The following is a 12,657-nucleotide window of genomic DNA, read 5'->3' as shown; positions in this document are numbered from 1 at the left end:
CCAGCCCGTCCATTTTAGACGGGCAACACACCCAATCCGCGCTCCCTCGCGCAAAACAAAAGGCCCCGCCCAAAATCGGGCGAAGCCTATGCCGTTCCTTTTCGGGAGCCTTAGGCTCCAGGACCTGAACTCTGCTCTTAGACGCTGAACGAAGATCCGCATCCGCACGTGCTCTTCACCGTGGGATTCTCGAACTTGAAGCCAGCCGCCTCAAGCGTCTCGACGTAATCCACCACGCAGCCATTCAGGTACATCGCCGACGTCGCGTCCACGAACACCTTCAGGTCCTCGAACTTCAGCACCTTGTCCATCATGCCGGCTGCATTCTCAAACGACATCGAGTACTGGAACCCCGAACATCCGCCGCCCACTACGCCAATCCGCAGACCAGCCGGAATCGGCTCCTGCGTCGCCATAATCTCACGCACCTTGCCAATCGCAGCCGGAGTCAGGCTCACGGGCGTCGTCGAGGTTGCGGGAGCATTTACCACTTCAGGGGTTACGGTTGCAGTCGCCATGGGGAACGTTCTCCTTCGAAGATCAAACTACGTGTAAGTGTATGCCCACCAGTCGTGCCGGAGCAAACTCCGACCAAACCAAACGCATATCGCCACTCATACAGATGCGGCACACCCGCCCACGGTCGCACGTTCATTACTTAAGTGTGCCAGGCTTGCGCCAAACCAAGGCTTATCGGCCAAATCGCGGGATACGATCAACCCGTAACCAATCCAATTGTTACCCGCGTAACCAGATTGGTGGCACCTTCCCGGGCTCGCACCACACAATTGTTGCACTTTTCGGAGGAATACGATCATGACCGCTGAAGCAGCGATGCTCACTCTATGGGGAGTCCTCACCGTCGGCTTCCTTGCCCTTCTGGCCTACACCGCCACCCTCACCCGCTATGAAGACGACCAGCTCTTCCTCAGCGGCCACGACCGCGACCGCGAAGTCTTCCAGCAGAAGCTGGTCCGCAACGTCCAGCGCGCCGAACCCATGCTGCGCGTCTTCGGCGGGGCCTCCGTGCTCCTCGGAACCCTGCTCGTCGCCATGTACACCTGGCAGGCCTGGGTCTACCTCCAGTCCTGAACGATGGCATAGCAAAACCGCTTTTGCCGTTGTAGAAAAGTGAGGCTTCAGCCCCACGTACCGGCTCTCCGCTCCAGCATCGGTCCCCCGCCCACCGAACCTGCCAAACTCCTCCCCCGAGGCACCCCATCCCCTGACAAGGATGGGGTTTTCATTCCCAGACAGACCCCACAAAAAAATCCGCCATTTTCTCAAGAAATTCCGTGCAAACCGCTCGAATCGCGGCGTATGATCCACCCGCTCCACCTTGACTCGCTTCTCGCGCAGCCAAAGCTGGGCGCACGCAATGGATTGTTCCGGAGGAACAAGATCATGACCACCGAAATCATCATGCTCGTCATCTGGGGAGCCGTCACTGCCGGATTCCTTGGTCTCCTCGCCTACAACGCCACCCTCACCCGCTACGAAGAGGATCAACTCTTCCTCAACGGCAACAACCACGCCGAGGAGGAGTTCCAGAACAACATCGTCAAGAACGTCAAACGCACGCAGCCCGCGTTGCGAGCCTTTGGAGGAGCCTCTGCGCTGCTCGGAGCCGTCATCGTAGGCATGTACACCTGGCAGGCCTGGCAGCGCCTCCACTTTTAGCCGTTCGCAAAGCCTCGTGTCTCTTCGGGAGCTCTCCCGTTGGTCGAGCATCCAACTCCACGCCGGCCAGCGGGAGGCCCACGCGAAGCAGTCGCACGTCACAAAGTGACCGCCGCCCGCGCAGGGCGCCCGTCCGGCAGGACACTCTTCGAGCCGCCCGTCCCACCATGGCCTCCGTGACCGGCCTCGTTGTGGGGGCCCTCATCGCCAGGGCCGTCCTCAAGAAGACCGGAGCCGAAGACATCGCCTCCTCCAGCGAAAGCCGAAAGAAGAAAAAGAGCAACCATCCACCCGTCCAACCTTCTTCATCGTGGAGCTCTTAAAGACAAGGGCCGCGGAGTTCATCCGCCTGCACTTTTTTTCGAACAAGTTCAAATTTATCTTGACAGCGTGAGGATCAGGCCTAAAGTGATAAATGAACATGTTCGAAAAAGGAGAACCGCCATGCATGTCGCTCTCTGCTACTTCACCTACCTCGCCATCAGCATCACACTCACCATCTGGGTCGCCCGCACCCTCCACAAGAACGGCCGCATCTTCCTGGTCGACGCCTTCCACGGCAACGCCGGCCTGGCCGACTCCATCAACCAGCTCCTCGTCGTCGGCTTCTATCTCATCAACGCCGGCTACATCACCCTCGCACTCAAGACCTCAGACCCCCTCTCCAACCTCCGCCAGATCATCGAACTCGAGAGCACGAAGATTGGGATCGTCCTTTTGATCTTGGGCGGCATGCACTTCTTCAATATGCTGGTCTTTGCCAGGATGCGGCACCGCGGAAGTGCCTTTCCACCGCCGCCCCCTGCCTCCTGGCAGCAAGGACCCTATGACGCAGCCCGCTAAAGCGACGAAGAAATCAGTCGAAACCCGCCATCGCATCCTCGGAGCCGCGCTCGATCTCTTCCGCGAGCACGGCTTCGAGCGCACCACCATGCGCGACGTCGCCGCCCGGGCCGGAGTAGCCACCGGAGCCGCCTACTACTACTTCGAGTCGAAAGACGCCATCGTCCTCGCCTTCTACGCCCAGGCTCAGGACGAGATGCAAACCATCATCGAGACCGCCCTCGACCAGTCCACCACCCTCGAAGAGCGTCTCCGCGCCATCATCCAGGCCAAGTTCGACTACTTCGCTCCCAACCGAGCCCTCCTCGGAGCGCTCTCCGCACACACCGACCCAGAACACCCGCTCTCCCCCTTCTCCGTCTCCACCACCGCCATCCGCGAGCAGGACATCGCCCGCTTCGACCGCGCCGCCAAAGACTCAAAGGTAAAGCTCCCCGCCAACATCGCCCCGTATCTCGCTCGTCTCCTCTGGATGTATCAGATGGGCCTCATCCTCTTCTGGGTATACGACCGCTCCGAAAACCAGCGCCGCACCGGCTATCTCTTCACCCAGACCCTGAAGATGCTCCTCCTTACCCTCAAGCTGGCCGGTCTGCCCTTCCTCAAGCCCATGCACAAGCTGGCCGGCGACCTCCTCAAGGTCATCTACAACGAAGAGTAACCTCCTTCGCGCGATAACCGCACCACAAAGCAGGAAACCGCAAAAAACCATCTTTTGGCCACACGATCCATCCATTAACCCACGTTGTACCGACCCGAAAATCGCAGGTAAATGCCAAAGAAACAGGCATAAAACCCGAAGAAACACCTAAAAATCACCATAAAACCCCACAAATGCCAAAGTTGTTTCTTTTCAATCACTTATGGGTGTGTCGAAACGGCGAAAAGTGTGGTGAGATAACCGCGCTTTACTCATCGGTTACTGACGCGATGCTGCCATTGGTCTGACCTCAGATGCAGAAAGGGCCACGGCGAACCGTGGCCCTTTCTGGTGTCTCTGGCAGTTTATGCGTTGTAGGTGCTCGACGAGACGCGTCCGCCGCGGCCGGTCCAGTTCGTATGGAAGAACTCGCCACGCGGCTTGTCGATGCGCTCGTAGGTGTGCGCACCGAAGAAGTCGCGCTGCGCCTGCAGCAGGTTCGCCGGCAGACGGGCCGTGCGGTAGCCGTCGTAGAAGGCCAGCGCGGTCGAGAACGCGGGCGTCGGAACACCAGCCTCGATGGCCGCGATCAGGGCCTTGCGCCAGCTCGCCTGGTACTTGTTCAGAGCCGACGAGAAAAAGCTGTCGAACAGCAGGTTCTCGAGGTTCGGGTCCTTGTCGTAGGCCTTCTTGATATCGCCCAGGAAGACCGAACGGATGATGCATCCGCCGCGCCACATCAGCGCCACGCCGCCCATGTTCAGCTTCCAGCCCATCTCCTTCTCGGCCGCCCGCAGCAGCATGTAGCCCTGCGCGTAGCTGATCATCTTCGAGCAGTACAGAGCACGCCGTACCTGCTCGATGAACTCCGCCTTGTCCGCGATCGAGAGCTTCGCCGTCGGCCCTTCCAGCACCTTCGACGCCTTCACGCGCTCATCCTTCAGCGCCGACAGGCACCGTGCGAACACGCTCTCGCCGATCAGTGTCACCGGCTGGCCCAGGTCGAGCGCCGAGATCGCGGTCCACTTGCCCGTGCCCTTCTGCCCGGCTGTGTCGAGGATCTTGTCTACCAGCGGGGAACCGTCCTCATCCTTCTTGCCGAAGATGGTCGTCGAAATCTCGATCAGGAAGCTGTCCAGCTCGCCCTTGTTCCACTCCGAGAAGACCGCCTCAAACTCATCGGCGCTCAGGCCGAGCCCGTCCTTCAGCAACTGGTAGGCCTCGCCAATCAACTGCATATCGCCATATTCGATGCCGTTGTGGACCATCTTCACGTAATGGCCCGCACCCCCTTCGCCCACCCAGTCGCAGCACGGCGTACCGTCTTCGACCTTCGCCGAGATGGCCTGGAAGATCTCCTTCACATGCGGCCAGGCCTCGGGGTTGCCGCCCGGCATGATGGACGGACCGAAACGCGCGCCTTCCTCACCGCCCGAGACGCCGGAGCCGACGAAGAGAATGCCCTTTTCCGCGAGTTCCTTGGTGCGGCGATCGGAGTCGGTGTAGAGCGAGTTGCCGCCGTCGATGACGATGTCGCCCTTCTCGAGGTAGGGAAGAAGCGAGTCGATCGTCTTGTCGACAACATCGCCGGCCTTGACCATGATCATCACGCGGCGGGGCAGCTTCAGTGCGGCGCAGAGCTCTTCCGGGCTATGCGTACCGACCACCTGCGTGCCCTTGGCTTCGTCGTTGATGAATTCGTCGACCTTCGAGGTGGTGCGGTTGAAGACCGCGACCTTGTATCCGTGGTCGTTCATGTTCAAGACAAGGTTCTGGCCCATGACTGCCAGGCCGATCAATCCGATGTCGCAACTGCCCTTTTCCATGTTGTTTCTCCGCCTTAAATTGGTAGAACCACTATCCTAGCATCTCCAATCGCCTGAAAAATCAAGCGATTTTCGACTCAAACCATGTCCGCACACTATAACCATCTTTGCTAACGATGGGGAAGACGATGCTTCCAGATCCTTCATTTCCATGTGTGAACATCTCGCATTTTGGCTGGAGCGGGGAGCCAGATATGAGGGTGGCTCGCTCAGTCTGCATCCGCATAAAAACCGCATTCTAGTGGGCACGTACCTTCTACCGGCCTGACTGTGATGCACAGAAGGTGGATTGCATCCTCCTCAAGCGGCTCCGATCCGTATCGACTAAGGCTTCGACGCCCCGGGGCTGAGCTTGCCGATCCGGCCCTTTGCACCTACCAGGTAGGGGAGGGCGATGGCGTTCCAGGCTGCGGGGGGATCGGTGTTTTTGAGCGGTGTCCAGGTGTTGCCTTCATCCTTCGAGATGTCGGCTCCGGTGGTGCCGGCGGCGATCCAGACGCGGTTCTCGCGGTCGTAGGATACGGCGGAACGATAGCCTGCTGGCGGTGTTGCGGATGCGGTCCAGGTCTTGCCTCCGTCGTGCGAGAAGGCTGCGGTGCCTGCGGTTTCCGTGGGTTTGTCGTAGGTTCCGCCTACCGCGACAAGTGTGGTGAAGGCGCGGTTGGCGCGGTCCGCGCTCATGTGGCCGGCGAGGGAGAAGACGCCCGCGGCTGCGTTGTGGGAGGCGAGCGGGAGATCGCTTTTCACCCACTGGACGGGGCAGCTTACGTTCGTCTTGTCCTTGGGACAGTTCGCGAAGGTCCTGTAAACATGCGGGTTATTGGTGCCTCCAGTGCCGAAGTAGAGGGTTGCGCCGATGGAGATGAGCGAGGAGTTGCTGGCGGCGAAGGCTCCGTCGCCCTTGTCGGCGTCGAGGCCGGGGTCGTCGGCGATGGCCCAGGTGTCGCCAGTGTCGGCGGAGAAGAAGACGGCAAACTTGTCCTGGACGGGGTCGCCGAGGACGTAGAACTGGTGCGCGGTGACGCGGCGGATGGCGTCGAAGAAGCCCTCTGGATCGGGGTTCTTGAAGACGAGCTTCCAGGTCTGGCAGCCGTCGGTGGTCTTGTAGATGCGGGAGGCGTCGCCCTTGCCGCTGGACAGGATGACAGCGGTCTTCGCGTCGATGGCCTGAATGCCGCGAAAATCGAGCTTTTCCGCGCCTTTGGGCGTGGCGCAGGTCTGCCAGAGGGCACCTCCGTCCTCAGTGCGGAGGACGGTGCCGCCGGAGCCCGAGGCCCATGCGATACCTTCTCCGGCGGTGTCGATCCCACGCAGGCTGGCGGTGGAGTGCGACTCCTGGAGTTCGATCTGCGCGTGAGCGGGTACGGCCAGAAGGAGGGCGGCGAGGAGGGGTTTCAGGAGCATGGGACGAGAATAGGTGGTCCGTCCATTGTCAGCAACTCGTCAGTAACGCATGAGTTACATGTGCCGACCTCACCACACCTTTTCGCGTCTTTGACACACTTGTATGTGGTTGAAAAGAATCAACTTTGGCATTTGTGGGGTTTTGTGGTGCGTTTTAGGTGTTTCTTAGGGATTTCTGGGTGTTTCTCTGGCATTTACCTGTAATTTTCGGGACGGTAAACCATGGATAAATGGATGGATTCCGTGGCCATGGTGTGGTGTTTGGAGAGTCCAGCACTTCGTGGTGCGGTGATCGCGCAGGGCCCAGGCCTGGGACACCTCGCCCATCTTCGCAACGACCAAACCGTCGCGAAGATGGGCTCCGGGCGGTTTATTTTTTGCCAGTGTAAGTGACGTGCCAGACGGACTTGCTGCCGTCGTCGGTGACGTAGAGGCTTCCGTCGTTGCCGATGGTGACGCCTACGGGACGGCCCCAGACGTCTCCGCCCGGAGTGACAAAGCCGGTGAGGAAGTCCTCGTAGGAGCCGTCGGCCTTGCCGTTGTGGAGGGGGACGTGGATGACCTCGTAGCCGCCACGGTTGGCTCGGTTCCAGGAGCCGTGCTCGGCGGCGAAGATGTCTCCGGCGTAGCTGGGGGGAAAGCTGCCTTTGGCACCGGGGTAGAAGACCATCTCGAGCGAGGCCATGTGGGGCTGGACGAGGACGTCGGGGGTGAGGACCTTGGACTGGAGCTCGGGGTGCTTGCCGATGTGGCGCGGGTCCTGGTGGCCGCCCATGTAGTACCAGGGCCAGCCGTAGAAGCCACCCTCCTGGACGGAGGTGATGTAGTCCGGGACGAGATTGTTGCCGAGGCCGTCGCGCTCGTTGACGGAGCACCAGAGCATGCCGGTGATGGGGTTGATGGCCTCGCCGACGCAGTTGCGGATGCCGTAGGCGTAGACCTTGATGAACTTGCCCTCGGGTGTGTATTCGAGGACGTCGGCACGGTGCTCTTCGTTGGGGTGGGTATCGGGGTCGTCGATGTTGGAGCCGGAGCCGACGGAGACGAGCATGCGCTGGCCGTCTTTGGAGAAGACGATGTCGCGGGTCCAGTGTCCGCCACCGCGAAGCTGGGCGAAGCCGGGGAGCTCGACGAGCTTCTCAGGCGGGCCGGAGGCGGCGGTGTCGCCGGACTTATAAGGGAAGCGGACGACGGTTTTGGTGTTGCCTACGTAAATCCACCTGGGATTGGGGCCGGCGGGATAGAAGGCGATGCCGAAGGGGAGATCGAGGCCGGCGGCGTAGGTGAAGATTTCTTTGGCTTTGCCGTCGGGGGTGATGCCGCGGAGGATGTGAATCTGGTTGCCGTGGGAGTCGGCGACGAAGAGGTCGCCGTTGGGCGCGGTGCGGATGAGGCGAGGCTCGGTGAAGGGGCCCTGGATGGCGGAGGTGCCGGTGCCGGCGTAGAGCTCGACCTTGAAGCCTTCGGGGGCGGAGGGCCAGAGGGACTCGGGGCGGGGGACGATGTGGGCTCCGTTGTCGACGGATTCCACGGGGTTGGGCTCGGGAAGGTCGGCGACGGTGATCCTGCGGTGCGCGCCGGGGACCTGGCTGGCGTAGCTGGCAAAGGCGGCTTTGCCGGTGATGGTGGGGTTCTGTGCGGAGAGGACGGGCGCGATGGCCAGGATCGCGAGGGCGGTGAGACGGCGGTTCATGCGGGGAGGACTCCTGATTGCTGGTATGCGATTGGATGCTGGGAGGGGTTCGGCGGGATTCAAATTGGGGTGGGAGGCGGACCTTTTGATTTGATGGTTTAGAGAGGCATGGGCTGGCGCACGGGGCTGCCTCGGAGGCTCGGGCGACGGGAAAGGCAACTGCAACGGCAACTGCAGATCCCCTCCGGGGATGTCAACCAAAAAGGCAACTCCAGATGCCATGAGCGCAGATCCGCCATGGCGACGCAGATCCCCTTTTTCGCGATGACAACCAGATGGGATCTGCGGAGGGATGGGCTATTTGGCGGCTGAGGTGACCTTGCGGATGGCTTCGAGGGGGACCTTCGCGGTGAGGATGGCGCGGTCGTTCTTCTGCTCGAGTTGGATGGAGGAGACGAGCTCGTTGATCATGACGGCATCGGGTCCGCCGGGCTGGAAGCTCTGCATCTGGTGGAAGAGGGTGAGGAGGGTGTTGAGCTTCTGAACGGAGCGGGCGGCTTCGGCGGGGCTGGCGGCGATCTGCTCGATGCGGAGGTGGAGGCCGGTGGTGTAGCGGAGGCTGGCGACGAGGGGGGTGGTGTCGGGGAGGGGTAGGTGAAGGCCCTGGATGGAGACGTGGCCGTCTTCGGAGAAGGGAAGGCCGATGGCTCCGATGCCCCAGACCGGCGAGAACATGGGGACGTCGGGGTAGAGGCCGGTGAGGAGTGTTGGACCGGAGAAGGGGCTCATGGAGGAGCGGTAACGATCAAGGATGGCGTGGATCTGCTCGGTAGTGGGGGCGTTGGAGGCGGCGATGGTGTCGTCGTTGAGGACAGTGACGCGCAGGAGGCGGGCGGTGCCGGAGCCGACGGGGACGGTGTAGATGTCGTGGCCGTCGTAGGCTTCGCGGGCGGAGGCGATGGAGGCGAGGTAGGTGACGAGGCGCTGCCGGTCGAAGCGGCCGATGAAGACTTCGGAGTAGGCGACGGTGCCGTTGGGTCCGTTGGGGTCGGCCATCTTGTGGAGGCCGAAGGCGACGGAGTTGAGGTCGCGCTCGAAGACGATGCCGGTGGCGTCGATGAACTGCTGGTAGTCGGGGGAGTGCGGGACGGGCTTGGTGTCGAAGTGGGTGGCGAGGCGGATGGGGCGGAGGTTGGCGTAGACGATGCCGTCGGATTCAGGCAGGAGCCGGGCGGCACGGGGGCCGGAGAGCTTGTTGGCGTAGAGAGCCAGGCTCGCGAGGACGAGCAGGAATGCGGTGAGGATGAGGAGATTACGGGTGCGTGGAGTGATTGCGGAATCCTTGGGGTATGGTGTTTTGAGCGTTCGCCACGGAGCGGTGCGCTGTCTCGTTTGATTGCTGCGGGGCTGTTTGGGTTGCGGCGTGTGGGAAACGCCGAATGTGGGCGATTATACCGGCGCCAGGCGGGGCTTTACCCCGGGGTTGGCAGTGTGGTAAAGTCTGATCTTGCGGCGCACTTCTGCGCGGGCAGATTGGCGCGTTGCACATGCGTTGTCTGGCTGGGCCGGGGAGCAATGCAGGCTGTTCAGGCTGGCGTAGCTCAGCTGGTAGAGCATCTGATTTGTAATCAGAGGGTCGGGGGTTCAAATCCCTTCGTCAGCTCCATACTTTTCAGTCGGCCTGAGCAAGAGAACGATGTGGTTTTGAAGGATGTTTTAGCTGTAGCCCACCCGGGTTCGGCGCATGGATCTCCTCCTCAATCCTCACTGGAACTTTGGTCTCGCGAGAGCGGGCGGGTTTTTGGTTGGGGTGTGGCGGGTTCCGGTGAAGGCGAAGGGAATGTTGCAGGACGTGCACAGGTGGCCGAGTGGTTAATGGCAGCAGACTGTAAATCTGCCGCGTTATGCGCTACGGAGGTTCGAATCCTCCCCTGTGCACCATTCAATTTTTGTTGTGTTGAGGAGGTCGTATGGATATGACTCCTCGTGGTGATGGGCGTTTGGTGATTGCCCTTGTGTTGCTTGCTGGACTGGCATTGCTTGTATGGCAGACGATGGATCCGGGTCGGTTTCGGTACGTCGCTTGGTTAATGCTTGGTTTTTCCGCGTTCCGGGTGCTGGTGTTACGGTTCCGTCCGCGATACAGTGGTACAGGCTCAACTTATCGGCGTCTGGAGTAGCCGGGTTGGGTGGTAAGAATGCTGGCGTAGCTCAGTGGTAGAGCACTCCCTTGGTAAGGGAGAGGTCGAGAGTTCAAGCCTCTCCGTCAGCTCCATTTTCGAACGTTGCAGTGCAGGGCGGGAGTAACTCAGTGGTAGAGTCACAGCCTTCCAAGCTGTTGGTCGCGGGTCCGATTCCCGTCTCCCGCTCCAAATTCTAGAGAGTAGCCGTAGGAGTTGGATTGAATCAGGGGTATCAGCAGGCAACGATTCCGGTAGCCGATCCGCAGACGTTTGGTGCGGTTCGCTCGGCTATCGAGACTTCCTTCGCGCAGGCGAAGGTTGCGGATTTTCTCAAGTCGCTCGATCGCGCAAGTTTGCGGATCCGCGACTTTGAGGTCGTTCTCGGCAAGGGAATGCTTGGTCCGCAGGCCAAGGGCGAGTACAACCGCCTGGGCAATGGTGACCAGGGTATGATCCGCGAGCTGTACCTTGCAGCCCTTGAGCATGTCGCTCCGGAGCTGCGTCAAAAGTTCTTCAAGCTGTACGCCTATTACTGAGTTCCGGCTACTGGGTTCCGGCGACGGCACAAAGTAAAAAACTAAAACAAAGCTTTTTTGCTAAGAGGAGTTTTTCAAATGGGTAAGGAAAAGTTTGACCGGTCGAAACCGCACGTCAACATTGGCACCGTTGGTCACATCGATCACGGCAAAACGACGCTGACGGCAGCGATCACGAAGGTTCTTTCGAAGCACAACCCGAACAACACCTTCCGTTCGTTCGACACGATCGACAACGCTCCGGAAGAGCGTGAGCGCGGTATCACGATCGCGACCTCGCACGTGGAGTACGAGACGCCGAACCGTCACTATGCGCACGTCGACTGTCCCGGTCACGCCGATTACATCAAGAACATGATCACCGGTGCGGCACAGATGGACGGCGCGATCCTGGTGGTTGCCGCGACCGACGGTCCGATGCCTCAGACGAAGGAGCACGTTCTGCTCGCTCGCCAGGTTGGCGTTCCGTACATCGTGGTGTTCCTGAACAAGTGCGACGCCGTCGAAGACGAAGAGCTGATTGAGCTGGTCGAGATGGAAGTCCGCGAGCTTCTGGACAAGTATGAGTATCCTGGCGACGACACCCCGATCATCCGTGGTTCGGCTCTGGGCGCGCTGAACGGCGAGCCCCAGTGGGAAGCGAAGATCGACGAGCTGATGGCTGCGGTCGACAAGTACATCCCGCAGCCGGAGCGCGCGGTGGACCTGGCGTTCCTGATGCCGATCGAAGACATCTTCTCGATCTCGGGTCGTGGAACCGTGGTGACGGGCCGTATCGAGCGCGGCAAGATCAAGGTGGGCGAGGCCTGCCAGATCGTTGGATTCCGCGACACGCAGAACACGGTTTGCACCGGCGTCGAGATGTTCAAGAAGCAGCTTGACGAGGGTCTTGCCGGTGATAACGCGGGTCTGTTGCTCCGCGGTATCGCGAAGGAAGACGTGGAGCGCGGCATGGTTCTGGCCAAGCCGAACTCGATCACGCCGCACACCGAGTTCAAGGGTGAGATCTATGTGCTGTCGAAGGAAGAGGGTGGACGTCACACTCCGTTCTTCAACGGCTACCGTCCTCAGTTCTACTTCCGTACCACCGACGTGACGGGTTCGGCGAAGCTGCCGGCCGGTATCGAGATGGTGATGCCGGGCGATAACGTGCAGCTCGAGATTACGCTGCACACGCCGGTTGCGATGGAGAAGGGTCTGCGCTTTGCGATCCGCGAAGGCGGACGCACGGTCGGAGCCGGTACGATCTCCGAGATCATCAAGTAAGTGCAGGGATAAGCGAACAGGGATCAAACTCTGGTCGAGTGCATGAGCGGCCCGGATGTTTCCGGGCCGCTTCGGCGCAAATCGGTTAGGATAGTACATGCGCGTTGTTTTGAGCGTGCATGGTTGTGGCGAAGTTGTGAGCTACCCGGTCGCTGGGGTTTTCCGGCATACCTTGGGGGAGTAAGCTCAACGGTTAAACTGTCGGTCTCCAAAACCGAACTTCTCGGTTCGAATCCGAGCTCCCCCGCCAGTTCTTTGTTTTAAACGTCCCTGAAAAGACGCAGTGTAGATTCCGTTGTACGAAGGTTTGACAGCAGCCATGGCAAAGACGATCGCAGTCGCAGAAACAACCCCAAACAACGGTCTCCAGCAGATGAAGGACACGCCTGCGCGTCTGCGCAGCTTCCTCCATGATGTTCGCAGCGAGATGCGCAAGGTGATTACGCCGACTCGCGATGAGGTCCAGGCGACGACGATCGTGGTGATTGTGACGGTATTTGTATTTGCCGCGTACTTTCTGATCGTGGACTACACCCTGGGTCATGCGATCGAGTGGGTTTTGAAGAAGGCTACACACTAAAGAGCTGCGTTCGAGAGCACTCTCCGGGCCAGTATGCAGGATTAGAAAGAAGTCGATGACGAAGCA

General features: G+C 60.3%; 13 protein-coding genes and 5 tRNA genes. 12 read left to right on the top strand and 6 right to left on the bottom strand.

The window, feature by feature from the left end; all coding sequences use genetic code 11:
• Positions 1–137: 137 nt before the first annotated feature.
• Positions 138–518 carry a HesB/IscA family protein gene (locus tag BM400_RS20200; RefSeq protein WP_089843307.1) on the bottom strand — a complete coding sequence of 127 codons (381 nt, stop codon included), beginning with the start codon at positions 516–518 and terminating at the stop codon, positions 138–140.
• Between the two features lie 298 nt (positions 519–816).
• Between BM400_RS20200 and BM400_RS20195 the strand changes: the two genes are divergently transcribed.
• Together BM400_RS20195 and BM400_RS20190 are read left to right on the top strand one after the other, a co-directional pair.
• Positions 817–1,092 carry a hypothetical protein gene (locus BM400_RS20195; RefSeq protein WP_089843304.1) on the top strand — a complete coding sequence of 92 codons (276 nt, stop codon included), beginning with the start codon at positions 817–819 and terminating at the stop codon, positions 1,090–1,092.
• A gap of 312 nt (positions 1,093–1,404) precedes the next feature.
• Positions 1,405–1,680: a hypothetical protein gene (locus BM400_RS20190; RefSeq protein ID WP_141224022.1), complete on the top strand. Its 276-nt coding sequence runs from the start codon at positions 1,405–1,407 to the stop codon at positions 1,678–1,680.
• 98 nt (positions 1,681–1,778) lie between these two features.
• Here the strand turns inward: BM400_RS20190 and BM400_RS21805 are convergent, their stop codons facing one another.
• Entirely contained in the window at positions 1,779–1,967 is a 189-nt protein-coding gene (locus BM400_RS21805) for a hypothetical protein (RefSeq protein WP_141224021.1), read from the bottom strand.
• Between the two features lie 157 nt (positions 1,968–2,124).
• Here BM400_RS21805 and BM400_RS20185 point away from each other — a divergent pair, with 157 nt between their 5' ends.
• Together BM400_RS20185 and BM400_RS20180 are read left to right on the top strand one after the other, a co-directional pair.
• The gene (locus BM400_RS20185) at positions 2,125–2,523 is read left to right on the top strand and encodes a hypothetical protein (protein ID WP_089843299.1); all 399 of its coding nucleotides are present in this window, start codon (positions 2,125–2,127) and stop codon (positions 2,521–2,523) included.
• Positions 2,507–3,184 carry a TetR/AcrR family transcriptional regulator gene (locus BM400_RS20180; protein WP_089843296.1) on the top strand — a complete coding sequence of 226 codons (678 nt, stop codon included), beginning with the start codon at positions 2,507–2,509 and terminating at the stop codon, positions 3,182–3,184. Before BM400_RS20185 ends, BM400_RS20180 begins: the two co-directional genes overlap by 17 nt.
• 344 nt (positions 3,185–3,528) lie before the next feature.
• On the opposite strand, the gene gnd is transcribed toward BM400_RS20180, so the two are convergent.
• The 4 genes from gnd to BM400_RS20160 all read right to left on the bottom strand — a co-directional run bounded on the left by gnd (position 3,529) and on the right by BM400_RS20160 (position 9,082).
• Positions 3,529–4,989, bottom strand: coding sequence for a decarboxylating NADP(+)-dependent phosphogluconate dehydrogenase (gene gnd / locus BM400_RS20175; RefSeq protein WP_089843293.1), 1,461 nt, complete (start codon positions 4,987–4,989; stop codon positions 3,529–3,531).
• A 324-nt stretch (positions 4,990–5,313) separates the two neighbouring features.
• Positions 5,314–6,393 carry a WD40/YVTN/BNR-like repeat-containing protein gene (locus BM400_RS20170; protein ID WP_089843290.1) on the bottom strand — a complete coding sequence of 360 codons (1,080 nt, stop codon included), beginning with the start codon at positions 6,391–6,393 and terminating at the stop codon, positions 5,314–5,316.
• Positions 6,394–6,763: 370 nt separating this feature from the next.
• Positions 6,764–8,086 carry a PQQ-dependent sugar dehydrogenase gene (locus BM400_RS20165; RefSeq protein ID WP_089843287.1) on the bottom strand — a complete coding sequence of 441 codons (1,323 nt, stop codon included), beginning with the start codon at positions 8,084–8,086 and terminating at the stop codon, positions 6,764–6,766.
• Between the two features lie 297 nt (positions 8,087–8,383).
• Positions 8,384–9,082, bottom strand: coding sequence for a hypothetical protein (locus BM400_RS20160; protein ID WP_245782048.1), 699 nt, complete (start codon positions 9,080–9,082; stop codon positions 8,384–8,386).
• A gap of 534 nt (positions 9,083–9,616) precedes the next feature.
• On the opposite strand from BM400_RS20160, the gene BM400_RS20155 reads away from it, so the two are divergent.
• The 8 genes from BM400_RS20155 (at position 9,617) to secE (ending at position 12,591) form a co-directional block, all read left to right on the top strand.
• Positions 9,617–9,692 (top strand) — tRNA-Thr (locus tag BM400_RS20155).
• Between the two features lie 188 nt (positions 9,693–9,880).
• A tRNA-Tyr gene (locus BM400_RS20150) sits at positions 9,881–9,967 on the top strand.
• A 259-nt stretch (positions 9,968–10,226) separates the two neighbouring features.
• Positions 10,227–10,301 (top strand) — tRNA-Thr (locus BM400_RS20140).
• A gap of 22 nt (positions 10,302–10,323) precedes the next feature.
• Positions 10,324–10,398 (top strand) — tRNA-Gly (locus BM400_RS20135).
• Positions 10,399–10,427: 29 nt separating this feature from the next.
• Entirely contained in the window at positions 10,428–10,745 is a 318-nt protein-coding gene (locus BM400_RS20130; protein WP_089843283.1) for a hypothetical protein, read from the top strand.
• A gap of 78 nt (positions 10,746–10,823) precedes the next feature.
• The gene (gene tuf / locus BM400_RS20125; protein ID WP_089842866.1) at positions 10,824–12,011 is read left to right on the top strand and encodes an elongation factor Tu; all 1,188 of its coding nucleotides are present in this window, start codon (positions 10,824–10,826) and stop codon (positions 12,009–12,011) included.
• A 174-nt stretch (positions 12,012–12,185) separates the two neighbouring features.
• Positions 12,186–12,261 (top strand) — tRNA-Trp (locus tag BM400_RS20120).
• A gap of 69 nt (positions 12,262–12,330) precedes the next feature.
• Complete coding sequence (gene secE / locus BM400_RS20115; protein WP_089843280.1) at positions 12,331–12,591, top strand: preprotein translocase subunit SecE; 261 nt, start codon at positions 12,331–12,333, stop codon at positions 12,589–12,591.
• Positions 12,592–12,657: the final 66 nt, after the last annotated feature.

Source organism: Granulicella pectinivorans, from assembly GCF_900114625.1.
Classification (GTDB): Bacteria; Acidobacteriota; Terriglobia; order Terriglobales; family Acidobacteriaceae; genus Edaphobacter; species Edaphobacter pectinivorans.
The sequence above is the reverse complement of the archived record's forward strand: the minus strand, read 5'-3'. Positions and strand labels throughout refer to the sequence as shown.